We start from the raw sequence: 25255 nt of genomic DNA, 5'->3' as shown, positions 1-25255 counted from the left end.
GCCGCGGAGGTAACGGGGAGGCAGTTCGTACTACGGGGTCGGATCAGGCGAGGTCGCGGCGGGCCGCGATCTTCGAGGACAGGCCGAAGATCTCGATGAAGCCCTGGGCCTTCGACTGGTCGAAGGTGTCGCCCGAGTCGTAGGTCGCGAGGTTGAAGTCGTACAGCGACTCGTCGGACTTCCGGCCGGTGACGACCGCGCGGCCGCCGTGCAGGGTCATCCGGATGTCGCCGCTGACGTGCTGGTTGGCCTCGTTGATGAAACCGTCCAGCGCCCGCTTGAGCGGGGAGAACCACAGGCCGTCGTAGACCATCTCGCCCCAGCGCTGCTCGACCTGCCGCTTGTAGCGGGCCAGTTCGCGCTCGACGGTGACGTTCTCCAGCTCCTGGTGGGCGGTGATCAGCGCGATCGCGCCCGGCGCCTCGTACACCTCGCGGGACTTGATGCCCACGAGCCGGTCCTCGACGATGTCGATCCGGCCGATGCCCTGGGCCCCGGCGCGCTCGTTGAGCTGCTGGACGGCCTGGAGCACGGTGACGGGCTTGCCGTCGATGGCGACCGGAACGCCCTCCTTGAAGGAGATGACGACCTCGTCGGCCTCGCGCGGGAGGGCCGGGTCCGCGGTGTACTCGTAGATGTCCTCGATCGGCGCGTTCCAGATGTCTTCCAGGAAGCCCGTCTCGACGGCGCGCCCGAAGACGTTCTGGTCGATGGAGTACGGGGACTTCTTGGTGGTCGCGATCGGCAGGTCCGCCTTCTCGGCGAAGGCGATGGCCTTGTCGCGGGTCATCGCGTAGTCGCGGACCGGGGCGATGCACCGCAGGTCGGGGCCGAGGGCGGCGATGCCGGCCTCGAAGCGGACCTGGTCGTTGCCCTTGCCGGTGCAGCCGTGGGCGACGGTCGTCGCGCCGTGCTTGCGGGCCGCGGCCACGAGGTGCTTGACGATGGCCGGCCGCGACAGGGCGGAGACCAGCGGGTAGCGGTCCATGTAGAGGGCGTTCGCCTTGATCGCCGGGAGGCAGTACTCGTCGGCGAACTCGTCCCTGGCGTCGGCGACCTCGGCCTCGACCGCACCGCAGGCGAGCGCCCGCTTGCGGATGACGTCCAGGTCCTCGCCGCCCTGGCCGACGTCCACCGCGACGGCGATGACCTCGGCGCCCGTCTCCTCGGCGATCCAGCCGATGGCGACGGAGGTGTCCAGACCGCCTGAATAGGCGAGTACGACGCGCTCGGCCACGGGTTCCTCCTTACACGGTGCGTCCGCCGTGTACATCAGCAGCGGTAGGCATAACTATGCACTGCTCTGCATGATTCGTCAATCGGATCCGGCGGTGGCCACTGACCAGCACGTATATCGGAGGACCGGGCCGCATCCGGCCGCCTACCATCGGCCGAGGACTCGGGGAGGGTGCGATGGGAGCCGGTGTACGGCGCGACGTATCGACCGGGCGGGGCGCCGCGGTGGACCTGCTGGCGGGGCGGGACCCCGCCCCGGTCACCCAAGTGCTCGCCTGGAACGGTCCCGAGGCCTGGACGGCCTTCGACGAGGAGGTCCGCCGCATCGGCCGCCGCGCGTACGAGCCGCTCCGCGGCAGGCGGGTCGAAGCCCGGCTCTGCGACCCCGACGGGCGGGTCCGCGCGTCCGCCCTGCGCGCGTCGCCGCCCCCGCCCCTCGACTTCGTCCTGCTCACCTTCGTGTCCTGGTTCCCGCCGTTGCGGGCGCGCTACCGGCGCGCGCTCGACCGGGCCGCGGCCCTGCACCCGCCGCTGGAGCTCGTCCTGATCCGGTGCGCCGACTGGGCGCCGCCGGTACGCGGGCGCGCCCGGCGGGTGCTCGGCCGGATCGTGGCCCGGCACCCCGTCGACGCGCTGGTCCAGATCGCCCCGCTCGTCCTGCGACTGGGCCGGCGCGAGCACGGGGCCTGGGCGGTGGAGCAGTTGGAGGCCGCCCTGACCGGCCGGTACTCCCTTCTCGCCGCCTGGTGGCGCCCCGGCCGGCCCTCGACCACGTGGAGCTGGAACTCACTGACCCCCGCCCAGCGGGCCGACGCCCTGGAGCGGCTGAGCCGCAGGGGGGACCGCCCGACCCGGCGGTTCGCCGCCCGGCTGATCATCGAGGCCGGGGGGACCGGCGTACGGGAGCTCGCGCGGCGGGCCGCCGAGGAGCCGGACCCGGTCGCGGCGCGGCTGTGGACCGATGCCGCGCTGCGGATCACGGCCGCCGACGGGCCGGACGACGCGGCGATCGACACCCTGCTCGCCGCCCGGGGCCCGATGGTCCGGGCCGCCGGGGTCACCGCCCTGCGCGGGGCCGGGCGGGCGTTCGAGGCCGAGCGGTACCTCACCGACCGCTCCGGTCTCGTACGGGCCTGCGCGCGCTGGCTCGTCTCGCAGGCCGGAGGTGACCCGGCCGGGGACTATTTCGCGCTGATCACGGCCTCCGGGCACGTCTCCCCGTACGCGGTGACCGGCTTCTCCGAATGCGCGGCGCACGTGGACGCGCCGGTGCTGCGCTCCCTGCTCGGCCACACCTCCCCCGCGGTGCGGGCCGCCGCCGTGGCCGGGTTGCGCCGGCTGGACGACGCCACCGACGACGCGGTCCTGCTCCCGCTGCTGGACGACCCTTCGGCGTCGGTGGCCCGCGAGACCTCGCTGAGCCTGCTCCAGGTGGTGGAGCGCCTCGACCACCACCACCTCGCCGAGCGCATCGAGCCCGAACGGCCCCTGCACGTACGCCGGGCCGCCTTCCGGTTGCTGCGCGCGCGGGGCGGGATCCACGCCCTGCGGGCCGCCGTGCTCCTGTCGAAGGACCCCGATCCCCTGCTGCGCGCGACGGCCCGGTCCCTCGTCCTCGGCTGGGACTGGCGCTTCACCTGGCGCTCCGGAGAGGCGGAACGGCCCGAACTGGCCGAGCTGCTCGCCCGGTCGGAGCACCTGTTCCACTTCCGCGACCTGCTGCTACGCCGCTCCCGCCTCGAACTCGACGGCTGATACCCCCTGACCGGGCCGTTGACCGCTGAGGTGATAATCCGGTCATGGGAAAGCTCTACGAACGTATTGACGGCCGTTTGCGCAAGTTCATCGAGGAGCAGCCGATCTTCTTCACGGCCACCGCCCCGCTCGCGGGCGACGGTCACGTCAACCTGTCCCCCAAGGGGCGCGCCGGAACCCTCGTCGTCATCGATGAGCAGACGCTCGCCTACCTGGACTTCGGCGGCAGCGGCGCCGAGACCATCGCCCACGTCCGGGAGAACGGCCGCATCACGCTGATGTGGTGCGCGTTCAGCGGCCCGCCGAACATCGTCCGCATCCACGGCGACGGCGAGGCCGTCTTCCGCGACGACCCCCGCTGGGGTGAGCTCATAGCCCTGTTCGGGGACGCCGACGGGCCCTCGGCGCGCGCGGTCATCCTCGTCAAGGCCCGCCGGATCGGGGACGTCTGCGGGTACGCCGTGCCCTTGATGGAGTACCAGGGCGAGCGCACCCTCCACGCGGAGTACTTCGGCCGCAAGACGGACGAGGAGTTCGCCGCGTACTGCGAGAAGAAGGACTTCATCGGGGTGAGCGTGGACGGCCTGCCTGCGCTGCCTCTGCCCCTTCCGCCCCGTACCGTCTGACGTGTGCCGCGTACCGCTGTCGCCCTCGCCCTCGCCCTCGCCTCACTGATCGTCACCGGCCCGCCGCCCCAGGGCCTTCACGGCGATCCACCGATGCCCGCCCGGCTCGCCGACACCGGCGGCGGCAGCCAGCTGATCATGGCCGTCGCCCCGGCCGCCGACTCCACCACCGGTCTCCTGACCTGGTGGGACCGGCGGGCGGGGCGCTGGTACAGGGTGGGCAGCGCGCCCGCCCGCTTCGGCGCGAACGGCCTGACCGAGGGCGCGCACCGCACCCAGGGCACGAACACCACGCCGGCCGGCCTGTACGCGCTCCCCTTCGCGTTCGGAATCGAGCGCGCGCCGGCCGGAACGGACTACTCCTACCGGCGGGTGACCCCGGACTCCTGGTGGTGCCAGGACAACGCCTCGGACAGCTACAACCGCTGGGTGGAACCGCTGCCCGCCGACTGCGCACCGGGCGAGGCGGAGCACCTGGTCTCGTACGAGCGGCAGTACGCGCACGCGCTGGTCATCGCCTTCAACTACGCACGCCCCGTACGGGGCCGCGGCGCGGGCATCTTCCTGCACGTCGACGGCAAGGGCGCCACGGCCGGCTGCGTCTCGGTACCGGAGGGCGCCATGCGCGCGATCCTGCGCTGGGCGGACCCGCGCAGGCAGCCGCACATCGCGATCGGCACGCGGGAGGGCCGGCTCGCCGTCACCCGCTACTAGGGCGCGGGCCGGGCCTGCCGTCGGGGCCGTCGTCGCCCCGGCGGCCGGGCGCGGGGCCGCCTTCGGTCTCTCCGGCAGGACCGTTCCCGTTCTCGTACCAGAGCAGCCCCAGGCCCAGGCCGGTCATCGCGGCGGTGGCCCATTCCAGGACTCCGTGCGGGCGGGACAGCACCAGCAGCTCGGCCGCGGCGAGCCAGCAGATCACCAGCACGACCACGCCCACGCAACCGCAGCAGTCCCGCAACCGCCCTCCTTCGCCCGGGCGGCGCCGGACCCGGGAGGGGATTCCCGGCGCCCGTGACGTGGCACAGGAGCGGTGGTTCAGCTCTCCTTCTGGGCCAGCCTCAGCAGGTGGTCGGCGAGGGCCTGGCCGCCCGCCGGGTCGCGGCTGATCAGCATCAGGGTGTCGTCGCCCGCGATGGTGCCGAGGATGGCCTGGAGTTCGGCCTGGTCGATCGCGGACGCGAGGAACTGGGCCGCACCCGGCGGGGTGCGCAGGACCACGAGGTTCGCGGAGGCCTCCGCCGAGATCAGCAGTTCGCCGGAGAGGCGCCGCATGCGCTCCTCCTTCGCCGACTCGCCGAGCGGTGCCTGCGGGGTGCGGAAACCGCCCTCGCTGGGGACCGCGTAGATCAGCTCTCCGCCGGTGTTGCGGATCTTCACCGCGCCGAGCTCGTCGAGGTCGCGGCTGAGCGTCGCCTGGGTGACGCTCAGCCCGTCGTCGGCGAGCAGCTTGGCCAGCTGGCTCTGGGAGCGGACCGGCTGCCGGTTGAGGATGTCCACGATCCGGCGGTGGCGGGCGGTGCGGGTCTGCGGGACGGACTGGCCGTTCTGCTCGTGTTCCTGCGCCTGACTCATCGTCGTCCCATTCCCCGATTGATCATCCGTCCACGTCCGCGGCGGACTTCGCTGCGTCCAGCACACCGGGCAGGGCCTGGAGGAACGCGTCCACCTCGGCCTCGGAGAGCACGTACGGAGGCATGAGCCGTACGACGTCGGGGGCGGGCGCGTTGACCAGGAAGCCGGCGTCCTGAGCCGCGCGCTGCACCTGCGGTGCGAGCGGCTCGGTCAGCACGATACCCAGCAGAAGGCCCGCGCCGCGGACGTGCGAGACGAGCGGGTGTGCGAATCCTTCGATTCCGGCCCGCAACCGCTCGCCGCGCTCCTTGACCTGGTCGAGGAGCCCGTCGGCGGCGATGGTGTCGATCACCGCGAGGCCGGCGGCGCACGCGATCGGGTTGCCGCCGAAGGTGGTGCCGTGCTGGCCGGGCTGGAGCAGATCGGCCACGGGTCCGAAGGCGGCGACGGCGCCGATCGGCAGACCGCCGCCGAGACCCTTCGCGAGTGTGACGACATCGGGCTCCACGCCCTCGTGGGCCTGGTGCTCGAACCACTGGCCGCAGCGCCCGATGCCGGTCTGCACCTCGTCGAGGACGAGCAGGGTGCCGGTGGCCCGGGTGATCTCGCGGGCGGCCGTCAGGTATCCGGCCGGGGGAACGACCACGCCGTTCTCGCCCTGGATGGGCTCGATGATCACGAGTGCGGTCTCTTCGGTGACGGCGGCCCGCAGGGCCTCCACATCGCCGTAGGGAACGTGCGTGACGTCTCCGGGCAGCGGCAGGAACGGGTCCTGCTTCTTGGGCTGGCCGGTGAGTGCCAGGGCGCCCATGGTGCGGCCGTGGAAGCCGCCGTCGGTGGCGACCATATGGGTCCGCCCGGTCAGCCGGCCGATCTTGAAGGCGGCCTCGACGGCCTCGGCGCCGGAGTTGCAGAAGAAAACCTTGCCGGGACGGCCGAAGAGCTGGAGCAGCCGCTCGCCGAGCGCGAGGACCGGCTCGGAGGCGTAGAGGTTGGAGACGTGGCCCAGGGTGGAGATCTGCTCGGTGACCGCGGTGACGATGGCCGGGTGGGCGTGGCCGAGGGCGTTGACCGCGATGCCGCCGACGAAGTCGGTGTACTGCTTGCCGTCCGCGTCCCAGACCTGGGCGCCGGCGCCGCGCACGAGGGCCAGCGCCGGGGTGCCGTAATTGTTGGTCAGCGCGCCCTGCCAGCGGGCGGCGAACTCCTGGTTGCCGGTCATGCGGGGTCCCCTCCCTGTGTTTCGACTGCCTGTGTTCCGACTGCCTGTGTTTCGAGTCCCGGGCCGTCGAGCACGACCATCGTGCCGATTCCCTCGTCCGTGAAGATCTCCAGCAGGATCGAGTGCTGGACCCGCCCGTCGATCACGCGGGCGGTGGTCACCCCGTTGCGCACGGCGTGCAGGCAGCCCTCCATCTTCGGGACCATGCCGCTGGACAGCTCGGGCAGCAGCTTCTCCAGCTGGCTGACGGTGAGCCGGCTGATGACCTCGTCGCTGTTGGGCCAGTCCGCGTAGAGCCCCTCCACGTCGGTGAGGACCATCAGCGTCTCGGCGCCGAGCGCGGCCGCGAGCGCCGCGGCGGCCGTGTCGGCGTTCACGTTGTACACGTGGTGGTCGTCGGCGCTGCGCGCGATGGAGGAGATGACCGGGATCCGGCCGTCGGCCAGCAGCGCTTCGATCGCGCCGGTGTCGATGGCGGTGATCTCGCCGACCCGCCCGATGTCGACGCTCTCGCCGTCGATCTCGGGGGTGTGCTTGGTGGCGGTGATCGTGTGGGCGTCCTCGCCGGTCATTCCGACGGCCAGCGGCCCGTGCTGGTTGAGCAGTCCGACCAGCTCGCGCTGGACCTGCCCGGCCAGGACCATCCGTACGACGTCCATCGCCTCGGGCGTGGTCACGCGCAGACCCGCCTTGAACTCGCTGACCAGGCCCTGCTTGTCGAGCTGGGCGTTGATCTGCGGCCCGCCGCCGTGCACGACGACGGGCTTCAGGCCGGCCTGGCGCAGGAAGACGACGTCCTGGGCGAAGGCGGCCTTCAGGTCCTCGTCGATCATGGCGTTGCCGCCGAACTTGATGACGACGATCTTGCCGTTGTGCCGGGTCAGCCAGGGCAGGGCCTCGATGAGGATCTCGGCCTTGGGCAGCGCGGTGTGCCTGCGTGCGGTGCTCATGAGGAGTACGCGCTGTTCTCGTGGACGTACTCGGCCGTCAGGTCGTTGGCCCAGATGACCGCGGACTCGGACCCGTTGGACAGATCGGCGGTGATGCGGACCTCCCGGTCTTTCATGCTCACCAGGTCGCGGTCCTCGCCGACCGAGCCGTTCTTGCAGACCCAGACGTCGTTGATGGCGACGTTCAGGCGGTCCGGGTCGAAGGCGGCCTGCGTGGTGCCGATCGCGGACAGGACGCGACCCCAGTTCGGGTCCTCGCCGTGGATGGCGCACTTGAGCAGGTTGTTCCGGGCGATGGACCGGCCGACCTCGACCGCGTCCTCCTCGGTGGCCGCGCCGATGACCTCGATGCGGATGTCCTTGCTGGCGCCCTCGGCGTCGCCGATGAGCTGGCGGGCCAGGTCGTCGCAGACCGTGCGTACGGCCTCCGCCAACGCCTCGTACGCCGGCACCTGGCCGGACGCGCCGGAGGCGAGCAGCAGCACCGTGTCGTTGGTGGACATGCACCCGTCGGAGTCGACCCGGTCGAAGGTGGTGCGGGTCGCGGCGCGCAGCGCCTTGTCGAGGGTGGCGCTGTCCGCGTCGGCGTCGGTGGTGAGGACGACGAGCATGGTGGCCAGGCCCGGGGCGAGCATGCCCGCGCCCTTGGCCATGCCGCCGACGGTCCAGCCGTCCTGGGAGGCGGTGGCCGTCTTGTGCACGGTGTCGGTGGTCTTGATGGCGATCGCGGCGGCCTCGCCGCCGTCGGCGGAGAGCGCGGCGACCGCGGTCTCGACGCCGGGGAGCAGCTTGTCCATGGGGAGCAGGACGCCGATCAGGCCGGTGGACGCCACGGCGACCTCACCGGCGTTGACCTCGCCGCCCAGGGCCTCGGCGACCTTTTCGGCGGTGGCGTGGGTGTCCTGGAAGCCCTTGGGGCCGGTGCACGCGTTGGCGCCGCCGGAGTTGAGGACCACCGCGCTGACGGTGGCGCCGCGCAGGACCTGCTCGGACCAGTGGACGGGCGCGGCCTTGACCCGGTTGGAGGTGAAGACGCCCGCCGCGGCCAGGCGCGGCCCGTTGTTGACCACGAGGGCCAGGTCGGGATTGCCGTTCGCCTTGATCCCGGCGGCGATGCCCGCCGCCGTGAACCCCTGTGCTGCCGTGACGCTCACGGTGCGACTCCGATCGTGGAAAGACCCAGGCTCTCGTGGAGCCCCAGGGCGATGTTCATGCTCTGGACGGCGCCGCCGGCGGTGCCCTTGGTGAGGTTGTCGATGGCGCTGATGGCGATGATCCGCTGCGCGGCCGCGTCGTACGCGACCTGGATCTGGACGGCGTTGGAACCGTAGACCGAGGCCGTCGCCGGCCACTGGCCCTCGGGAAGCAGGTGCACGAAGGGCTCGTCGGCGTACGCCTTCTCGTACGCGGCGCGGACCGCGTCGGCCGTGGTGCCCGGCAGGGCCTTGGCGGAGCAGGTGGCCAGGATGCCGCGGGGCATCGGCGCCAGCGTGGGCGTGAAGGAGACGGAGACCCGCTGCCCGGCCAGGGGACTGAGGTTCTGCACCATCTCGGGCGTGTGGCGGTGGCCGCCGCCGACCCCGTACGGGCTCATGGAGCCCATGACCTCGGAGCCCAGCAGGTTGGGCTTCAGGGCCTTGCCGGCGCCGGAGGTGCCGGAGGCGGCGACGATCACGGCCTCGGGCTCGGCGAGCTGGGCGGCGTAGGCCGGGAACAGCGCGAGCGAGACGGCGGTGGGGTAGCAGCCGGGGACGGCGATGCGCTTGGAGCCGGCCAGGGCGACGCGGGCGCCGGGCAGCTCGGGGAGGCCGTAGGGCCAGGTCCCGGCGTGCGGAGCGCCGTAGAACCTGTCCCAGTCGGCGGAGTCCTGGAGCCGGTGGTCGGCGCCCATGTCGACGACGAGGACCTCCTCGCCGAGCTGGGCGGCCACGGCGGCGGACTGGCCGTGCGGAAGGGCCAGGAAGACGACATCATGTCCGGAGAGCACCTCGGGCGTGGTCGGCTCCAGAATGCGTCCGGCCAGCGGCACCAGGTGCGGCTGGAGGGCGCCGAGCGGCTGCCCGGCGTTGGAGTTCGCGGTCAGCGCGCCGATCTCGACCTCGGGGTGGGCCAGCAGCAGGCGCAGCACTTCCCCGCCCGCGTATCCACTCGCACCGGCCACCGCTACACGTACCACCATCGGACCCTCCTCCTCGATGGCATGACTATACGTACGACCGCACGTTTATGCAAAGCAGTCATCGGGCCTTACTCCCCCAGTGTCACTCCCTCGCCCGCCCGATGATCACGGGTTGGGTTCCCCGGGCACATATCGGGGGGTAACAGCAGGTGGGGGACATGACCGAGGCCGTCGGCACGGTCAACCGAGCGCGCGGCGACGGGCCAGGCCTTCACGGCCGTGGCCGTGATCGGGGCCATGGGGGGTGAGGCCCCGCTACGGGGACGGCGGGTTCCGGAGCCGAGGTTCCGGGGACGGCGGTTTCGGGGTCAGCGGGTTCGGGGCTGGTTGAAGCGGAGCATGTTGCCGGCCGGATCGCGGAAGGCGCAGTCGCGGACCCCGTACGGCTGGTCGACGGGCTCCTGGAGCACCTCGGCGCCGGCGGCCCGGATGCGCTCGAAGGTGGCGTCCACGTCGTCCGTGGAGAAGATCACCCCGCGGAGCCGGCCCTTGGCCAGCAGTTCCGCCATCGCCTGCCGGTCGGCCGGTGAGGCGCCGGGGTCGGCGAGCGGAGGTTCGAGGACGATCTCCACGTCGGGCTGCTCGGGCGAGCCGACGGTCACCCACCGCATCCCCTCGAACGCGACGTCGTTGCGGACTTCCATCCCGAGGGCGTCGCGGTAGAAGGCGAGGGCCTTGTCGTGGTCGTCCACGGCGATGAAGCACTGCGAGAGCTTGATGGTCATGCTTCGAACGCTACGACGCGGCCGTGGATCCCGCTCCCGCTGCCGGCGGAGCTCCGAACGGGCCGGGTGAAGGCCTTGGCGACACACGCCGGGATGGCGGCGCCGTCCTCGTGCCGGCGGGCCCGGTAGGCGCTGGGCGTCGCGCCGACGAGCTCCGTGAAGCGGGAGCTGAACGACCCCAGTGAGGTGCATCCGACCGCGAAGCAGACCTCGGTCACGCTCAGGTCGCCCCGGCGCAGCAGTGCCTTCGCCCGCTCGACGCGGCGGGTCATCAGATAGCTGTAGGGGGTCTCCCCGAAGGCTGCCCGGAAGCTGCGGGAGAAGTGCCCGGGCGACATGAGGGCGACGCCCGCCAGTGCCGGGACGTCCAGCGGCTCGGCGTAGTCGCGGTCCATCACGTCCCGGGCGCGCCGCAGCCGCACCAGGTCCTCGATCATCACGCGTACCAGCATCTCACGGCCGGTGCGGGCCGACGGGAGGCCGAGGGGCCTCACCGCCGGGGTCTCCGGGGCCGGGAACTCCGGGCCTGGAACGCGCCGGACTCCCGGCTGCTCCCCCGGCTCCTACTTCTCGGCCTTCCCGGCCTTCCCGGCCTTCTCCGCCTGCATCTGCTTGATGCGGACGGTCTCCTTGCGGACGTCGGCCTGGGTGGCGCGCTCCTTCGCGAGCCACTCCGGCATCTCCTGCTTCAGGGCCTCGATCTGCTCCGTGGTGAGCGCCTCGGTGACACCGCCGCGCGCCAGACCGGAGATGGAGATGCCGAGCTTCGCCGCGACCACCGGACGGGGGTGCGGGCCGTTGCTGCGGAGGTCCTGCAGCCACTGGGGCGGATCTGCCTGGAGGGCGGTCAGCTCGGTGCGCGAGACGACACCCTCCTGGAACTCTGCGGGGGTGGCCTCGAGGTACACACCCAGCTTCTTCGCCGCAGTAGCGGGCTTCATGGTCTGGGTGGTCTGGTGCGACGTCATGGGGTCAAGGGTATCGAGCATGTGCGCCACCTCCGACCACGGCCGGTAATCTGGCCGGGTGACAGACTCCCGGACACCCCCGTCGTTCCAGCTCGCATACGTCCCCGGGGTGACTCCCACGAAGTGGGTCCGGATCTGGAAGGAGCGACTGCCCGACGTTCCGCTGACCCTCGTCCAGGTCGGTCCGGCCGAGGCCCCCGACCTGCTGCGCGGCGGCGGCGCCGACGCCGGGTTCGTCCGGCTGCCGATCGACCGTACGGACCTCAGCGCGATCCCTCTCTACACCGAGACCACGGTCGTCGTGATCCCGAAGGACCACCTCATGGCCGCGGCCGAGGAGCTGTCCGTCGCGGAGCTGGCCGACGACATCGTGCTCCACCCGCTGGACGACACCCTCGAGTGGGAGCAGCTGCCGGGCAAGGCCGCGCTCCAGCGACCGGAGACCACGGCCGACGCGATCGAGCTGGTGGCCGCGGGCATCGGAGTCCTGGTCGTGCCCCAGTCGCTCGCGCGGCTGCACCACCGCAAGGACCTCACGTACCGGACCCTCACCGACGCCCCCGAGTCGCGTGTCGCGCTGTCGTGGCCCGAGGCGGACGTCACTCCCGACCTGGTCGAGGAGTTCATCGGGATCGTGCGCGGGCGGACCGTCAACAGCTCGCGCGGGCGCGGCCGTACGCAGCCCGAGCCCGAGCAGAAGAAGGCGAAGCCGGCGCGGAAGCCCGCCCCCCGGTCGGGAGGCAAGCCGGCGGCCAAGAACCCGCGCTCCGGCGCCGCCAAGGGCGGCAAGGCCACGGCCAAATCCACCGGCAAGCGCGGCAAGCCCCGCGGCCGCTAGGCCTGCCCGGCTCAGCCGCCGAGCAGGTGGACGGCGGCCGCCGTCGAGGCGACGGCGGGCAGCACCGCGATGACCACGGCGGCGAAGGTGACGACCGCCGCCGGGGTCGCGTGCGCGCGCGGGTCGGCGAAGTTCGCGCACAGCAGGAGCAGCGCCGAGGGCAGGAACACCCACGCCCCCGCCGCCACGCCGAGGAGCGACCAGCCCAGCAGCAGGACCGCGAGGGCCGCGCACGAGGTCGCGAACCAGGCACGGTGCGCACGCAGGAACGGCGGCCCCGCGAGCAGGAGGACCGGGGCGATCAGCACGAACGGCGGCAGCCCGGCTCCCAGCATCTCCACCACGGGCGGCACCGGGATGATCAGCGCGGCCAGCGCGATGCGCTGCTGCCACGGATGCACGGCTCGCGCCCGGCGCAGCGCGGCACCGCCGCCCGCCGCGCCCCGGCCGGACGGCACGGTCTGCGCCATGCCCGCCTCCTCTGCCCGGCCGGTCGACTTGAACGCGTTCAAGCTAGCGGGTATTCGCACGCCCTGGCGATGGTCCGAGAGCGTTGCGCCCGCCACACACCCGTCCCTATAGTCACTTCGTATTCATTCCGTCACACTGAGTGAGCTGGGGGCAAGGGTGTTACGCATCGCCAAGGGACCGGTCGTCAGGGCACTGGCCTCGCTGACCGCACTGGCCGCCGGGGCGGTCCTCGCCCTCGGAGTGGGGGCCGCGCCCGCGAGCGCCGCCGAGGGCTCCTGCGCCGGCGGCGCCACCGGGCGGCTGCCGCGCCTGCAGGACCACCGGTTCTACGTACAGTGCGCGGGCGGGGTCGCCACCGTCGTGGCCTGCCCCACCGGAGAGGTCTACGCTCCCGGCACGCAGCTCTGCGCGGCCCCCGAGCTGGTCCGGCCCGCCGTGGCCACGGTCGCCACGGCCGGTCCGGCGAAGCTGAACGGGCTGCTCTTCGGGGTCAGGAACCTCAGCACCACCGTGCGGATCGCGGAGGCTCCGGCCGGGCTGGACGGCGTACCGGTCACCTTCACCACCGTGGGCGGCCGGACGCTGTGCACCGCCGTCACCGACCAGTTCGGAGCTGCCCGCTGCGACACCCCGGCCCGGCTGACGATCCCGCTGGACGAACTCCTGCGCGGCTACCGGGCCACCTACGCGGGCATCGCGGGGATCTATCTCCCCTCCTCCGCCACCGCCCCCATCGCGCTCCTCTAGGCGGCGGACCCCAGCGCGTGCCGGACCCAGACGTTCGGCTCCACGTAGACCGCGAATCCCTGCTCCGGTTCGCAGTGGACCGGGGACAGGGCGCCCGGGACGCGGACGGGGCCGGCCGTGTCGAAGGGCAGGCCGGTCCACTCCCGCCACTGCGCGAGGGAACCGGTGATCGTCATCGACAGCGGGGCCACCGAGTCGATGACGGCGCCCGCCCGCACGTGGACCCGTAGCCACGGGTCGTACGGGAGGCCGTCCTCGCGGGTGCGGTACGCGTACGCGTGGATCGAGGTGTCCGGCTCGGCCGGCTTTCCGCTGGGCCGGACCGGCGCCACCACCTCGGCGAAACCGCGCGCCCGGGCGGTCTCCCGCATCGCGGCGAGCATCCGGCCGGACAGGCCCTCGCCCTGCCGGTCGGTGGCGACGCTGATCTCGATCGCGCTCACGGTGTCGGCCTCGACCCCGCGCCGCAGGTCGGAGAAGGCCCACATCAGGATCCGGTCCCAACCTTGCGCGGGCAGCACCCCGTCGCGGCCCGGCGCGTGCTGAGCGAAGGGCACGCTGAAGCCCCGGGCGACCACCACGTCCCCGTCCGTGGCGATCAGGACGTATTCGGGGAACTCGGCCACCATCCGCGGATACAGCAGCCAGGCCAGTGAGTCGTGCTGGGCGAACTCGGGCCACGAGTCCTTCATGTCCCAGAGCCGGGCCGCGAGTTCGGGCCGCTCCGCGAGCGTGGTGATCCGGATGCCCGCGGCGCCCATGTCTGTGATGTCGTCCATGCCCGCAGGCTAGGCACGCCCCACCTGCGCCTCAACCGATTTTGCGGGTTCAGACGGGCGCCTGGAGGGAGAGGTGCCAGCGCCGCGGCCCGCCGGCGAGGGTGAGCGTGGCCAGGGGGCGGACGTCCACGTTCCAGTACGTCAGCGGCGGCGCGTTCAGGGCGTAGACCAGGGCCGCCCGGACCACCGACGGCTCGGCCACCGCCACGATCGCTCCCCCGTCGTCGGACGGCCGGGTGTCGAGCCAGCCGCCGATCCGGGCGATGAAGTCGAGCAGGGACTCCCCGCCGTGCGGCGCGGCATGCGGATCGGTGAGCCAGAGGTCCACGGCCGCGGGGTCCCGGGCCGCCACCTCGGCCAGGGTGAGCCCGCGCCAGCACCCCATGTCGCACTCGCGCAGGGCGGGTTGCGCCATGGGGGCGTAGCCGAGGGCGGTCCCGGTGGCCCGGCTGCGCGAGGTCGGCGAACAGTAGCGGAGCTCGGCCGAGCCCAGCGGGACCAGCCCTCGCGCGGCGGATTCCACCGCGCGCCAGCCGTCCACGTCGAGGGGGCGGTCGTCGTCGAAGCGCTCGGCGAGCAGCGAGGTACCACGGGCTGCTGCGACTAGCGAAACCCGAACATGCATGCGGCGATGGTGATCCGGGTGTCGCACGAGGTCAAGCGTCGAGACGAAGCCCGGACCGCAGCCGCCGGACGGCCTCGGTCAGCTCGCCCGCGCCGGACACCCCGGCGAAGCTCAGCCGGACGAACGGAGCGGGCGGTTCGGCGCAGAAGTACGGCCGTCCCGGCGCGACCGCGACCCCGGCCCGCAGGGCGGCCGCCACGAAGGCCGCGTCGTCGCCGCTCCCGCCGGGCCGCGCCCACAGCTGGTAGCCGCCACGGGGCGGATGGGGCACCTCCAGCTCCGGCAGCTCCCTGCGCAGCGCCCCCGTGAGGACGTCCCGGCGGTGGCGCAGCTCGGCGGCGACGGCCTTGAGGTGGCGCGGCCAGGCGGGTGCTCCGACCAGTTCCAGGGCGGCTTCCTGGAGCGGCCGGGGCACGAAGAAGCTGTCCACGACCTGGATGGCGCGCAGCCGGTCGAAGACCGGGCCCCGGGCCGCCAGCGCGCCCACCCGCAGGCTGGGCGAGGTGACCTTGGTCAGCGACCGCACGTGGACGACGACCCCGTCCGGGTCCTCGGCGGCGAGCGGCGCGGGCAGCGGGCCCGAGTCCTCGTGGGCCAGGGAGCGTGCGTAGTCGTCCTCCAGTACGAAGGCCCCGGCGGCGCGCGCGATCCGCAGCACTGCGCCCCGCCGCTCGCCGGACAGCACGGCCCCGGTCGGGTTCTGGAACAGCGGCTGGCATACGAACACCCGCGCCCCGGTCGCTTCGAAGGCGGCGGCCAGGAGCTCCGGCCGGACCCCGTCCGCGTCCACCGGGACGGGCACCGGCCGGCAGCCGGCGGCCCGCGCGAGGGCCAGCAGCCCCGGGTAGGTCGGGGATTCGACGAGGATCGGCGCACCCGGCGGGGCGAGCGCCCGCAGCGCGGTGGCCAGCGCGCTCTGGCCGCCCGCGGTCACCAGTACGTCCCCGGCCGCGACGGCCCCGCCGATCTCGCGGGCGAACCAGTCCCGCAGTTCCGCCAGGCCCTCCACGGGCGGCCGTCCCCACACTCCGGGCCGCCGGCCGGCCCGGGCGAGGGCCGCCGCCATGGCCCGCTCGGGCTGGAGCGCGGAATGCAGGTAGCCGCTGTGCAGTTCGATGACCCCGGCCGGCGGGGCGGCCAGGGTGACCAGCACTCCGGAGGCGTCCACGGAGCGCGGCACCACCTCACCGGAGTCCTCGGCGCTCAGGGCGACGGCCTGCCAGGAGGTGTCGCCGAGCTCCTGGGTGTGCGTACGGGGCTGCGCGCGGTAGACCCCGGCTCCGGGGCGGGTGACGACCAGGCCTTCGGCGGCGAGCTGGGCGAGGGCCCGGGAGACGGTGACGGGACTGACGCGGTACTGCTCGACCAGGGCCCGGCTCGACGGGAGCTTTCCACCCACCGAGTAGCGGTCCAGCTCGACTCGAAGGGATTCCGCCAGTTCCGCCACACTGCTACGCTCATACATGACAGCACAGAATAGCGCTACTCTCCCCAACGCGATAGCAGTTGGAGGCGCCACAGCGCGTCGGCCCCGACCCGCCCCCGGAGGCACCACGCTCGCGGCGGCCGGAGTCGTCACCTTCTCGCTGACCTTCCCCGGCACCGCCTGGGGCCTGGAGAGCTTCGGCCCGTGGTCCCTCTTCGGCCTGCGCTGTCTGCTCGCGGGCCTGACGGCCGGCGCCTTCCTGCTGGCCCTGCGCGTCCCGGTGCCCGCCCGCGCCCACTGGGCGGGGCTGGCGGTCGTCGCCGGCGGTGTGGTCGTCGGCTTCCCCCTGCTCACCACCCTCGCCCTGCAGACCTCCACCACCTCGCACGCCGCCGTGGTGGTCGGCCTGCTGCCGCTCACCACCGCGGTCGTCTCCTCGCTGCGCACCGGAGCCCGGCCCTCGCGGCGGTTCTGGGCCGCGGCCGTGGCCGGCGCGGCCGTCGTCCTCGGCTTCACCGTGGCCCAGAGCGGCGGCGCCCTCTCGGCCGGCGACGCCTTCCTGTTCGCCGCGCTGCTGGTGTGCGCGGCCGGGTACACCGAGGGCGGGCGCCTGGCCCGGCTGCTGCCCGGCTGGCAGGTGATCGCCTGGGCGCTGGTGCTGTGCCTGCCCATCGGCGTGGCCGGCTCCGCGCTCGGGCTCGCGTACGAACCGGCCGATCCGACCGGCCGCGGGGTGGCCGGGCTCGTCTGGGTGGCGGTCGGATCCTCCTTCCTCGGCCTGTACGTCTGGTACCGCGGCATGGCCGAGATCGGCGCCGCCCGCGCCAGCCAGCTCCAGCTCGCGCAGCCGCTGCTGACCCTGCTGTGGTCGGTGCTGCTGCTCGGCGAGCGGCTGTCCCCGGCCGCCCCGGTCGCCGCCTGCGCGGTGCTCGTCTGCATCGCCGTGACCCAGCGGCCCGATGGGTCAAAAAGGGGCCAAACGACCTAAACTGCTAGCACCGGATCGGACCGCCACCGAGGAGGTCAGCATGCGCGCGACCGAGGGCGACCAGCTGGTTCAGCACGGCAGGATCGTGGGCCAGCACGACAAGGTCGGTGAGATCACCCAGGTCCTGGGAGAGAACGGAACCCCTCCCTACCGCGTCCGCTTCACGGACGGACACGAGGCCGTCATGTCCCCCGGCCCCGACTGCGTCGTGAAGCACCCGGCCGAGCACGACCGCTGAGGACGGCGGCCGGAGCACCGGAGAGGGTCCGCCGCAGCGCACCGGATCAGCGCGGCGGCACCGCCACCGGCGTCGGATAGTGATCGGCGACCACGTGGGCCAACGCCCCGTTGGGGTCCGCGACCACCTGCTTCGCGGAGAAGTAGGCATGGCCGCGGACCTCCGGGTATCCGGCGGCGAACCGCAGGTGCCGGGACAGCTCGCGCGGATCGCGCCAGGCCGCGGTGGAGCTCTGCGCGTCGCAGCGGTACAGCGCCTCCCCCACGTAGAGCTGGACGCGGGTGCCGGCGACGGTCCGCGCCCACCAGGGGACGATGGCGGCGTAGTCGGCGGCCGGGTGCCCGAGCTGCCAGTACGCCTGCGGCACGATGTAGTCGATCCAGCCCTCGCGCACCCACGTGCGGGTGTCGGCGTACAGGTCGTCGTACGTGGCGACGCCCGCCTGCGTCGGCGAACCGAGCGGGTCGCGGTCGGAGTTGCGCCAGACGGCGAAGGGGCTGATGCCGAAGCGCGTCGCGGGGCGCAGCGCCCGCAGCCGCTCGGACATCTCGCGGACCAGGGTGTCGGTGTTGTGGCGGCGCCAGTCGGCGCGGGTCGCGAAGGCCCGGCCGTACTGCTCGTAGGCGGAGTCGTCGTCGAAATCGCGGCCCTCGACGGGGTACGGGTAGAAGTAGTCGTCCCAGTGCACCCCGTCGAGGGGGTAGCGGGCGACGGCGTCGAGCATGGCGTCCTGCACGAAGCGGCGGACCTCCGGTAGCCCGGGGTTGTAGTACAGCTTGCCGCCGTAGGGCACGGTCCAGCCCGGGTTGCGGCGGGCCGGGTGCCCGGGGACGAGCAGGCTCCGGTCGGTGTGGTTGGCCACCCGGTACGGGTTGAACCAGGCGTGCAGTTCCAGCCCCCGGGCGTGCGCTTCGGCGACGGCCGTGCCGAGCGGGTCCCAGCCCGGGTCGACCCCCTGCTCGCCGCTCAGCCACTGCGACCAGGGCTCGCGCGCCGAGGGCCACATCGCGTCGGCGGTCGGCCGGACCTGGAGGATCACCGCGTTGAGGCGGCGGGCGACGGCGGTGTCGAGGAGGGCCAGCAGTTCGGCGCGCTGCTCCCGTGCGGAAAGCCCGCTCCGCGACGGCCAGTCCACGTTCTGCACGGAGGCGACCCACATCCCGCGGAACGCGGCCTTGCCCGCCCCCGCCCCCGCGCCCCCGGCCGCCCCCCCCCCCCCCGCCATGGATGCGCGGCAGGGTGCTTACCGTCCGGCTCAGCCGCCCGCGGCCGGGCGGGGCGCCGCGCCGCGCACCGGGGCGCGGTCGGCGTGGGCCGGGCGGCGGCTGCCGGCCGGGGTGAGCGGGGTCCGCTCGGAACGGATCAGGTGCGGGCGGCCGGAGAGGTGCGCGGCGGGCCGGGCGGCCGGCTGGTGCCCCGCGGCCTGGGCGGAACCGGAGGCGGAAGCGGAAGCCGACGCCGGGACCGGGACCTGCGCGGGCTCGGCCTGCTCGGGCTGCCGCAGGACGACCACGGGCGGCGCAGGCTGCGCCGACGGCCGCTCGGCCGGCTCGGCTGCGGCCCGCTGGAGCTGCCACTTGCCTCCGGCCGAGAGCAGCGGGACGAGCAGCCCGGTGAGGGCCTCGGGCACCTGCCCGGCCTCCACGAGGCTGCGCAGCCGTGCGCGCACGTCGAAGACGTAGGCCTCGACCAGGGCGATGAGCGGCTCGAACCACGGCAGCGCCAGCATCACGAGCAGGCCGGCGAGCCAGCCGAGCAGGACGTCGCTGACCCAGTGGGTGCCCAGGTAGACGGTCGTGGCGCCGACGCTCAGGGAGACCACGGCGGACACCAGGGAGAGCACCCGGCGGGTGACCACCGTGGACGCCAGGTAGGCCAGGATTCCCCAGGTCACCACGGCGTTGGCGGTGTGGCCGGAAGGAAATATATCGCCGCCGGCGAAGAGCTCGGCGGACCCGATCTCGGTGGCGTAGTGCGGACCGAGCCGGCCCAGGCCCAGCTTGACCGCGCCCACGGTGATGTTGAGCAGCAGCAGCGCCACACCGAGGGTGATCAGCGGGCGGAGGGTGTGCTGCCGCCAGGACCGCCAGCCGAGCCAGGCGGCGACCATGACCGCGGTGGGGCCGCGCTGACCCAGGACGACGAGGTAGTCGAGGAAGGCGTGGAGCTGTGGCCACTGCTCGTACGGCCGGAAGAACATGATCTGCCAGTCGAGGCGGACGAGCCAGGAAGTGGTCAGGACCGCGACGACGATTGCCAGGTAGAAGGCGAGGTTCGCGCCGAGGAGCACGACGCGGTGCCGGCTCATCCGCGGTGTTTGCAGATGAGCCGGTCGCTCTGGTTCCCGGTCCAGCCGGGCGAACACCCGCTCCAGTCTGGGCAGGATTTGGTCGGTACGCACTCAATCGACGTTACCGCGCGCCGATGGGCGGCCCGGTCGAACCACACGCTTTGTGATGACCATGTGATGTGGAGTTGGTCTCACGCGGGAGTTAATTCCCGGCATTTAGCCTTTGGTTGGACCCGTGGAGGTCTCACCCTCCACTCATTTTCCTCGCACACTTATCTTGCATTTATCGGTCCCGCTCAATTGCTTTGCCCAAATATGGAGCGGAACGATCCATTCCGTGATCTCGGGGCCGCCGGGCTCCCTCCCGCCGGGGCCTACGGCGGCCCCGAGCCGTTCAGCCAGAAGGCCCCGTACGCGGCCGAGGCGACGGCCACCGCGCCCAGCACCGCGGCCGCCCGGCCCGTCCGCCACCGGGCCAGCGCCACCGCCGGCGGGAACACCAGCGGGAAGGCGGGCAGCAGCAGGCGGGGCTTGGAGCCGAAGTACCCGGAGGCGCACAGGGCCAGGGCCACCACGATCCCGGCGTACACCAGCAGCGGCGGCGGCTGGCGCCGCCGCACGCAGAGCGCGTACAGCCACAGCACCAGCGCGACCCCGGCGATCAGTCCGATCCCGGCGGCGAAGGCCGCGGAGGCCAGCCGGTCCCCGATGAACCGGGCGAACGCCCAGCCGCCGTCGAACCCGTTGCCCCAGCCGCCCTGCACCTCCAGGTACCCGGTCAGGCCGCCGGTGCGCGCGCCCACCCACAGCACGTACCCCGCCGCGCCGAGCGGCGCCAGCAGCGCCCCCGCCACCGGCCGCCAGGAACGCTCCCCGCCGCGCAGGGCCAGGGCCGCGGCCACCCACACCGCCGCGACCACGGCGGCTCCGACCGGGCGGGTCAGCCCCGCCCCGGCCGCGAGCAGGCCCGCGGTGAGCCAGTGCCCGCGCAGGAGCCCGTACAGGCTCCAGGCGGCCAGCGCGGTGAACAGCGACTCGCTGTACGCCATCGACTGGACGATCCCGACGGGCAGCGCGGCCCAGACCCCGACGGCGAACACCCCGGCCCGCCGGCCGTGGACGCGGTCAGCGACCGCGAAGATCCCCCAGGCCGCGGCGAGCCCGGCGAGCGCCGACACCACCAGGCCCGCGGATCCGTAGCCGAGCCCGGTGACGGCCGAGACCAGCCGCTCCAGCCAGGGCAGCAGCGGGAAGAAGGCCAGGTTGGAATGGACGTCGCCGTTCGGGAGCGCCACCTGGTACCCGTACCCCTCGGCGGCGATCCGGGCGTACCAGAGGGAGTCCCAGCGGGCCGAGAGCAGGGTGTGCGCACTGCTGCCGGCCACCGCCCCCCACACCGCGAGCACCGTCAGCCCGAGCAGCCGCACCGCCACGAACACGGCCAGGGCGGGCGCGGCCCGTCGAAATCCAAGATCCTTCACGGGCATGATTATCGAGGTCCGGGGCGGCCCTGCCCGGACGGGAAGGGCCGAGGGGGAACGAGTGGCGCACACCACAGCGCAGCCGGCGGCGGGATGAGAGCTTGACCACGTGTCGGACAGCCGAACTCGCGTACGCTGACTCTTCACTCGCATGTCGACGCCGGACCCCGTAGGACGCCACCCTCCCCACCCGTGGCCCCGAAAGACGCTGGTCCGCCGAGTGCGAGGGATCACCTGGGAGGTACATGCATGTCGGGGACGAACGTGACCGGCGACAGGAACCCTTCCCCCTGGCAGCGACTGCGGCTACTCGGCGCGGCCTCCGGCGGGGCCAACCGCTGGGCCGTACTGGCGGTCCTCTGCGTGAGCCTGGTGCTCGTCGCGCTCGACGCGACGATCCTGCACGTCGCCGTTCCCTCCGTCACCGAAGACCTGCGGCCCGGCCCGATGGAGCTGCTGTGGATCGTCGACGCCTACCCCCTCGTGTGCGCCGCCCTCCTCATCCTCTTCGGCACCCTCGGTGACCGCGTGGGCCGCCGCCGCGTCCTGCTCCTCGGCTACGGACTCTTCGGCGCGGCCTCGGCCCTGGCCGCCCTCGCCGACAGCGCCCAGGTCCTGATCGCCGCCCGCGCCCTGCTGGGCGTCGGCGGCGCGATGATCATGCCTGCCACCCTGTCGATCCTGCGCCAGGTCTTCCCCGACCGGCGCGAGCGGGCCCTCGCCATCGGAATCTGGACCGCCGTCGCCGCCATCGGCGCGGCCAGCGGTCCGGTGCTCGGCGGTTTCCTGGTCCAGCACTTCTGGTGGGGCTCGGTCTTCCTGATCAACATCCCGCTCATGATCATGATCCTGCCGCTGGGACGGTGGCTGCTGCCCGAGTCCAAGGGCACGTCCGACGGTCCCTGGGACGTGCTCGGCGCGCTCATGGCGGCCGGCGGCGTGCTCGGCGCGGTGCTCGGGGTCAAGCGGCTCGGCGCGGAACGCCAGCTCACCGACCCGCAGGCCCTGGTCCCGCTGCTGATCGGGGCGGGGCTGCTGGTGCTCTTCGTACGCCGGCAGAAGCGGCGGGCGCACCCGCTGATCGACATGCGGATGTTCTCGCGGCCGGCCTTCACCACCTCCGTGGGCTGCATCGTGCTGGCCATGCTGGCGCTCGTCGGACTGGAACTGATCGCGGTCCAGTACCTCCAGCTCGTGCTGCACCTGAGCCCGCTGGAGACCGGGCTGCGCCTGCTGCCGCTCACCTTCGCCGCGATGGCGGCGGGTGCGACCGGCTCCTACACGCTGGCCCGGACCGGGCCGCGCAGGATGGTCTCGCTGGGCTTCGTCCTGACGGCCGGCGCGGTGCTCCTGCTGACGTTCATGGGCCAGCACGACCGGCCGGTCCTGCTGACCGTGGGCTTCGTCCTGCTCGGCTTCGGACTCCAGACCACGCTGTTCGCGGCCTACGAGTCCATGCTGAGCGAGGCTCCGGCCGCCACGGCCGGCGGCGCCGCCTCGATCGGGGAGACCTCCTACCAGCTCGGTGCGGGCATGGGCATCGCCCTGCTGGGCAGCGTGATGAACGCGGCCTACGCGCCGGGCCTGGCGGCGGTTCCGGGGGTGTCGGCGGCCGACTCCGCCGGCGCCTCGCACTCGCTGGGCGAGGCCTACCAGATCGCGGCGCGGCTCGGCGGACCCGCGGGCGAGTCACTGTTCTCGGCGGCCCGGCACTCCTTCGTGCACGGGCTGCACGTCACGCTGCTGGTGAGCGCGGCGCTGCTCCTGGCGGGAGCGGCGATGGCGCTGAGGCTCCCCCGCACGATGGAGTGCGCGGACTCCGAGCCCGCCCAGGTCCGCCTGCCCGCCCAGCCGGGCCCCGAGGCGATCCCAGCCCCGGCCGGAGCCCGCATCCCGGCCCAGCCCTCCCCCGACCACGACCCGGCACTCGGCCACCCGGCCTGACCCACGGCACGCGGGGTCCCGCTCCGGCCCCGCCGGGAAACTCCAGCCCAGCCGGGAAACTCCGGCCCCGCCGGGATCCGGCCCCTCCGGCGTGTGAGGAGCGGGAATCCGGGGGCCGGCCCCCGGCAACGGCGCCGCACGCGACAACGGGTCCGGGGCGCAGCCCCGGGGAACGTGCGAAGGGCGAGTAGGGGACTCCGCCCCGCAGGGCCGCACGCACCGCACCCGCCCACCGGGCTCACACCCTCGATCCACCCACCGGGGCGGGACTCGCGGACGGCGCCACCCCGGAAGGCGGCGCCGACGGGCCCGGAGGCGGTGCGGCGGGCGCGGCCGGAGCCACGGCGGGCGCCCCACCCGGCACCGGCGTGGCCGGGGCTGCCGGGGATGCCGGGCCCGCCGGGGCCGGAGACACCGCGGGCACCGGCGCCTCGGCCCGCACGGCCGGGAGCGCCAGCATCGTGCCGATCCGCAGCACGTGCGGACGCGGGCCGATCACCGTCCGGTTCGCCGCGTAGAGCGCCTGCCAGCCACCCCGCACCCGGTGTCTGCGCGCGATCGCCACCAGCGTGTCCCCCTTCCGCACCACGTGCATCCGGCCCGCCAGCCCGTACCGGTTCGCGCACACGGGCCACGCCTCCCAGCCCTGGCTCGCCAGCAGTTCCTCCCCGACCCGGATCTGCTGCTCCCGTGTGGCCAGGTCCGCCCTCGGTGCGAAGGCCAGCCCCCCGTGCTCCTCCCACGTCGGCTGCCAGAACTGCAGTCCGCCGTAGAAGCCGTTCCCCGTGTTCACCGCCCAGCGGCCCCCGCTCTCGCAGTCGGCCACGCAGTCCCAGGGCCACTGGCCGCCGGGACCGCAGTCCACCGCCCGGCCGGCCGCCCCCGGCCTGGGCGGTGGCGGCGCCGCCACCGCCGCAGACGACGACGCGGGACCAAAGAGCAGCAGCGCCGCCAGCGCCGTCGCGCCCACCCCACCGGGAACCCCGAAGTTGCGCATCGCGTCACGCTACGCAGCCCCGTACCACCCCCCGCGCTCGCCACACCGCGCCCCGCGCGCCCCCACCCGCTCGGCCCACCGCGCAACCGACCAGCACCGGCCATCAACTGCGCACAACCAAAAAAGAGTTGGCACGAAAACAACGACCCGGTCGGACCGTTCACTCCTTCGGGGGTCCGGTTCGATTCCGTTCCCTCAAACGGCGTGACCCCGGCCACCACTCCCCCGTTGAGCCCGGCGAGCCGGAACCCCCGGCCCCGCACGCCTAGTCCCGAGGAGCCACCCCGTGCCGCGCATGCTCGAAGTCAGTGATGAGGTACGTGCCGAGATCGGCGACGAGGAGGCCGAGCGGCTGCTCGCAGGTGACGGATCCCCGGGCAGCTACGACTGCACTTCCTGCCGCACCCCCGGCGACTCCGAGCGCGAGCAGACCAGCACCGTGCTGTTCGTCGGCGACGAGACGGCCGTCCTGGCCTTCGCGCACGCCGGCTGCATCCCCTCGCAGGTCGTCTCCGTCCCCGAGGCGGACCTCCAGGGCGCCGTCCGCTCCATCACGGGCGACAGCCCCGCCCCGGCCGCCGCCCCCGCCGGCGACGTACCGCAGTCCGTGCCCGGCGGCCAGGCCGTCCTCGGCATCACCAGCGGCCTGATCCTGATCAACGGGGAGCTGCACCCCGCCCTCGTGGTGGAGCCGACCGCGCCCATCGCGCGCCCCGGCACCACCGGTCCCGGCGACGACTTCCTCCCGCTCCTGATCGAGCAGGGCTTCATCCCCATGACCGACACCGAGGAGGTCCCGCAGGCCCTGACCGGCTGGTCGATCCTGCTCGCCGCGGGCCAGCTGCACTCGGTCCTCCAGCCCGGTCAGATCGCCTGGTGGCAGGCGCACCGGCCGCTGTCGGTCACCGACGGCTGGCGGGCCGCCGTCAACAAGACGCAGCGCGTCCTGGTGTACGCCGCCCCCGTCGGCACCATCGGTCAGCAGCCCCGCGAGGACCTGCTGCGCGACGCCCTGGACAAGGCCGCCCGCAACGGCAAGCTGGTCGCCGCCTCGATGCCGCTGGCGGGTACCCCGGGCGCCTGAGGCCCGGATCCCGGCGCCCGCGCCCGCGCCCCCGCCCCGCCCTGCCTTCCCGTCCCCGAAACGGCCGTCCGACCCCCGCCCAGGGGGCCGGGCGGCGTGCGCCGGGGGTGCGCG

The 25255-nt window shown here is 73.5% G+C and carries 26 protein-coding genes and 1 pseudogene; 9 read left to right on the top strand and 18 right to left on the bottom strand.

Going from position 1 to position 25255, the window contains the following annotated elements:
* Positions 1-43: 43 nt before the first annotated feature.
* The gene (locus tag ABZY57_RS15620; protein WP_356512087.1) at positions 44-1237 is read right to left on the bottom strand and encodes an argininosuccinate synthase; all 1194 of its coding nucleotides are present in this window, start codon (positions 1235-1237) and stop codon (positions 44-46) included.
* 176 nt (positions 1238-1413) lie between these two features.
* On the opposite strand from ABZY57_RS15620, the gene ABZY57_RS15615 reads away from it, so the two are divergent.
* From ABZY57_RS15615 to ABZY57_RS15605, 3 genes are read left to right on the top strand one after another with little or no spacing between them, the layout of a single operon-like run.
* Positions 1414-2991, top strand: coding sequence for a HEAT repeat domain-containing protein (locus tag ABZY57_RS15615; protein WP_356512085.1), 1578 nt, complete (start codon positions 1414-1416; stop codon positions 2989-2991).
* 44 nt (positions 2992-3035) lie between these two features.
* Positions 3036-3617 (top strand): pyridoxamine 5'-phosphate oxidase family protein, encoded by a 582-nt coding sequence (locus ABZY57_RS15610; RefSeq protein ID WP_356512083.1) that lies wholly within the window; start codon positions 3036-3038, stop codon positions 3615-3617.
* A gap of 45 nt (positions 3618-3662) precedes the next feature.
* Positions 3663-4331 (top strand): L,D-transpeptidase family protein, encoded by a 669-nt coding sequence (locus ABZY57_RS15605; RefSeq protein WP_356512125.1) that lies wholly within the window; start codon positions 3663-3665, stop codon positions 4329-4331.
* On the opposite strand, the gene ABZY57_RS15600 is transcribed toward ABZY57_RS15605, so the two are convergent.
* The 9 genes from ABZY57_RS15600 to ABZY57_RS15560 all read right to left on the bottom strand — a co-directional run bounded on the left by ABZY57_RS15600 (position 4318) and on the right by ABZY57_RS15560 (position 11254).
* Positions 4318-4548 (bottom strand): hypothetical protein, encoded by a 231-nt coding sequence (locus ABZY57_RS15600; RefSeq protein ID WP_356512081.1) that lies wholly within the window; start codon positions 4546-4548, stop codon positions 4318-4320. The genes ABZY57_RS15605 and ABZY57_RS15600 overlap by 14 nt on opposite strands.
* A gap of 104 nt (positions 4549-4652) precedes the next feature.
* Entirely contained in the window at positions 4653-5189 is a 537-nt protein-coding gene (locus ABZY57_RS15595) for an arginine repressor (protein WP_266910251.1), read from the bottom strand.
* 22 nt (positions 5190-5211) lie between these two features.
* Positions 5212-6411 (bottom strand): acetylornithine transaminase, encoded by a 1200-nt coding sequence (locus ABZY57_RS15590; RefSeq protein WP_356512078.1) that lies wholly within the window; start codon positions 6409-6411, stop codon positions 5212-5214.
* Positions 6408-7361 (bottom strand): acetylglutamate kinase, encoded by a 954-nt coding sequence (argB, locus tag ABZY57_RS15585; RefSeq protein WP_356512076.1) that lies wholly within the window; start codon positions 7359-7361, stop codon positions 6408-6410. The genes ABZY57_RS15590 and argB overlap by 4 nt, the downstream gene beginning before the upstream one ends.
* Positions 7358-8515, bottom strand: coding sequence for a bifunctional glutamate N-acetyltransferase/amino-acid acetyltransferase ArgJ (argJ, locus tag ABZY57_RS15580; RefSeq protein ID WP_356512074.1), 1158 nt, complete (start codon positions 8513-8515; stop codon positions 7358-7360). The genes argB and argJ overlap by 4 nt, the downstream gene beginning before the upstream one ends.
* Entirely contained in the window at positions 8512-9540 is a 1029-nt protein-coding gene (gene argC, locus ABZY57_RS15575; RefSeq protein WP_356512072.1) for an N-acetyl-gamma-glutamyl-phosphate reductase, read from the bottom strand. The genes argJ and argC overlap by 4 nt, the downstream gene beginning before the upstream one ends.
* Before the next feature lie 308 nt (positions 9541-9848).
* Positions 9849-10265 (bottom strand): VOC family protein, encoded by a 417-nt coding sequence (locus ABZY57_RS15570; RefSeq protein WP_356512070.1) that lies wholly within the window; start codon positions 10263-10265, stop codon positions 9849-9851.
* Positions 10262-10705 carry a helix-turn-helix transcriptional regulator gene (locus tag ABZY57_RS15565; RefSeq protein WP_356512068.1) on the bottom strand — a complete coding sequence of 148 codons (444 nt, stop codon included), beginning with the start codon at positions 10703-10705 and terminating at the stop codon, positions 10262-10264. The genes ABZY57_RS15570 and ABZY57_RS15565 overlap by 4 nt, the downstream gene beginning before the upstream one ends.
* A gap of 123 nt (positions 10706-10828) precedes the next feature.
* The gene (locus ABZY57_RS15560) at positions 10829-11254 is read right to left on the bottom strand and encodes a DUF5997 family protein (protein WP_356512066.1); all 426 of its coding nucleotides are present in this window, start codon (positions 11252-11254) and stop codon (positions 10829-10831) included.
* A gap of 37 nt (positions 11255-11291) precedes the next feature.
* Here ABZY57_RS15560 and ABZY57_RS15555 point away from each other — a divergent pair, with 37 nt between their 5' ends.
* Complete coding sequence (locus tag ABZY57_RS15555) at positions 11292-12071, top strand: LysR family substrate-binding domain-containing protein (protein ID WP_356512064.1); 780 nt, start codon at positions 11292-11294, stop codon at positions 12069-12071.
* Positions 12072-12082: 11 nt separating this feature from the next.
* Here ABZY57_RS15555 and ABZY57_RS15550 read toward each other — a convergent pair whose 3' ends face one another.
* Positions 12083-12541: a hypothetical protein gene (locus ABZY57_RS15550; RefSeq protein WP_356512062.1), complete on the bottom strand. Its 459-nt coding sequence runs from the start codon at positions 12539-12541 to the stop codon at positions 12083-12085.
* Positions 12542-12698: 157 nt separating this feature from the next.
* On the opposite strand from ABZY57_RS15550, the gene ABZY57_RS15545 reads away from it, so the two are divergent.
* Positions 12699-13289 carry a carbohydrate-binding module family 14 protein gene (locus ABZY57_RS15545; RefSeq protein WP_356512060.1) on the top strand — a complete coding sequence of 197 codons (591 nt, stop codon included), beginning with the start codon at positions 12699-12701 and terminating at the stop codon, positions 13287-13289.
* Here ABZY57_RS15545 and ABZY57_RS15540 read toward each other — a convergent pair.
* The 3 genes from ABZY57_RS15540 to ABZY57_RS15530 are packed head-to-tail and all read right to left on the bottom strand — an operon-like array spanning position 13286 to position 16158.
* Entirely contained in the window at positions 13286-14068 is a 783-nt protein-coding gene (locus ABZY57_RS15540; RefSeq protein WP_356512058.1) for an N-acetyltransferase, read from the bottom strand. The two genes, ABZY57_RS15545 and ABZY57_RS15540, sit on opposite strands and share 4 nt — an antisense overlap.
* A 49-nt stretch (positions 14069-14117) precedes the next feature.
* Positions 14118-14693, bottom strand: coding sequence for a histidine phosphatase family protein (locus ABZY57_RS15535; protein ID WP_356512056.1), 576 nt, complete (start codon positions 14691-14693; stop codon positions 14118-14120).
* A 31-nt stretch (positions 14694-14724) separates the two neighbouring features.
* Positions 14725-16158 (bottom strand): PLP-dependent aminotransferase family protein, encoded by a 1434-nt coding sequence (locus ABZY57_RS15530; protein ID WP_356512054.1) that lies wholly within the window; start codon positions 16156-16158, stop codon positions 14725-14727.
* Between ABZY57_RS15530 and ABZY57_RS15525 the strand changes: the two genes are divergently transcribed.
* Both ABZY57_RS15525 and ABZY57_RS15520 read left to right on the top strand, forming a co-directional pair.
* Positions 16157-17107 (top strand): DMT family transporter, encoded by a 951-nt coding sequence (locus ABZY57_RS15525; RefSeq protein ID WP_356512053.1) that lies wholly within the window; start codon positions 16157-16159, stop codon positions 17105-17107. The genes ABZY57_RS15530 and ABZY57_RS15525 overlap by 2 nt on opposite strands.
* 40 nt (positions 17108-17147) lie before the next feature.
* Positions 17148-17345 carry a DUF1918 domain-containing protein gene (locus ABZY57_RS15520; protein ID WP_254384814.1) on the top strand — a complete coding sequence of 66 codons (198 nt, stop codon included), beginning with the start codon at positions 17148-17150 and terminating at the stop codon, positions 17343-17345.
* 46 nt (positions 17346-17391) lie between these two features.
* Here the strand turns inward: ABZY57_RS15520 and ABZY57_RS15515 are convergent, their stop codons facing one another.
* From ABZY57_RS15515 to ABZY57_RS15505, 3 genes are all read right to left on the bottom strand, one after another.
* Entirely contained in the window at positions 17392-18570 is a 1179-nt protein-coding gene (locus tag ABZY57_RS15515; protein WP_356512050.1) for a family 10 glycosylhydrolase, read from the bottom strand.
* A 30-nt stretch (positions 18571-18600) separates the two neighbouring features.
* Positions 18601-19746, bottom strand: a complete 1146-nt coding sequence (locus ABZY57_RS15510) for a phosphatase PAP2 family protein (protein WP_356512048.1) — start codon at positions 19744-19746, stop codon at positions 18601-18603.
* Positions 19747-20009: 263 nt separating this feature from the next.
* A complete protein-coding gene (locus ABZY57_RS15505) occupies positions 20010-21116 on the bottom strand; it encodes a hypothetical protein (protein ID WP_356512046.1) in 1107 nt (368 codons plus the stop codon).
* Between the two features lie 249 nt (positions 21117-21365).
* On the opposite strand from ABZY57_RS15505, the gene ABZY57_RS15500 reads away from it, so the two are divergent.
* Positions 21366-23060, top strand: a complete 1695-nt coding sequence (locus tag ABZY57_RS15500; protein WP_356512044.1) for an MFS transporter — start codon at positions 21366-21368, stop codon at positions 23058-23060.
* A gap of 445 nt (positions 23061-23505) precedes the next feature.
* Here ABZY57_RS15500 and ABZY57_RS15495 read toward each other — a convergent pair.
* Positions 23506-24057, bottom strand: a pseudogene (locus tag ABZY57_RS15495) (transglycosylase family protein); the annotation flags it as partial.
* Positions 24058-24343: 286 nt separating this feature from the next.
* Here ABZY57_RS15495 and ABZY57_RS15490 point away from each other — a divergent pair.
* Positions 24344-25141: a hypothetical protein gene (locus tag ABZY57_RS15490; protein ID WP_356512042.1), complete on the top strand. Its 798-nt coding sequence runs from the start codon at positions 24344-24346 to the stop codon at positions 25139-25141.
* The last annotated feature ends 114 nt before the right edge of the window (positions 25142-25255 follow it).

It is taken from the genome of Streptomyces sp. NPDC006450 (genome assembly GCF_040612195.1).
In the GTDB taxonomy this organism is placed as follows: domain Bacteria; phylum Actinomycetota; class Actinomycetes; order Streptomycetales; family Streptomycetaceae; genus Streptomyces.
The sequence above is the reverse complement of the archived record's forward strand: the minus strand, read 5'-3'. Positions and strand labels throughout refer to the sequence as shown.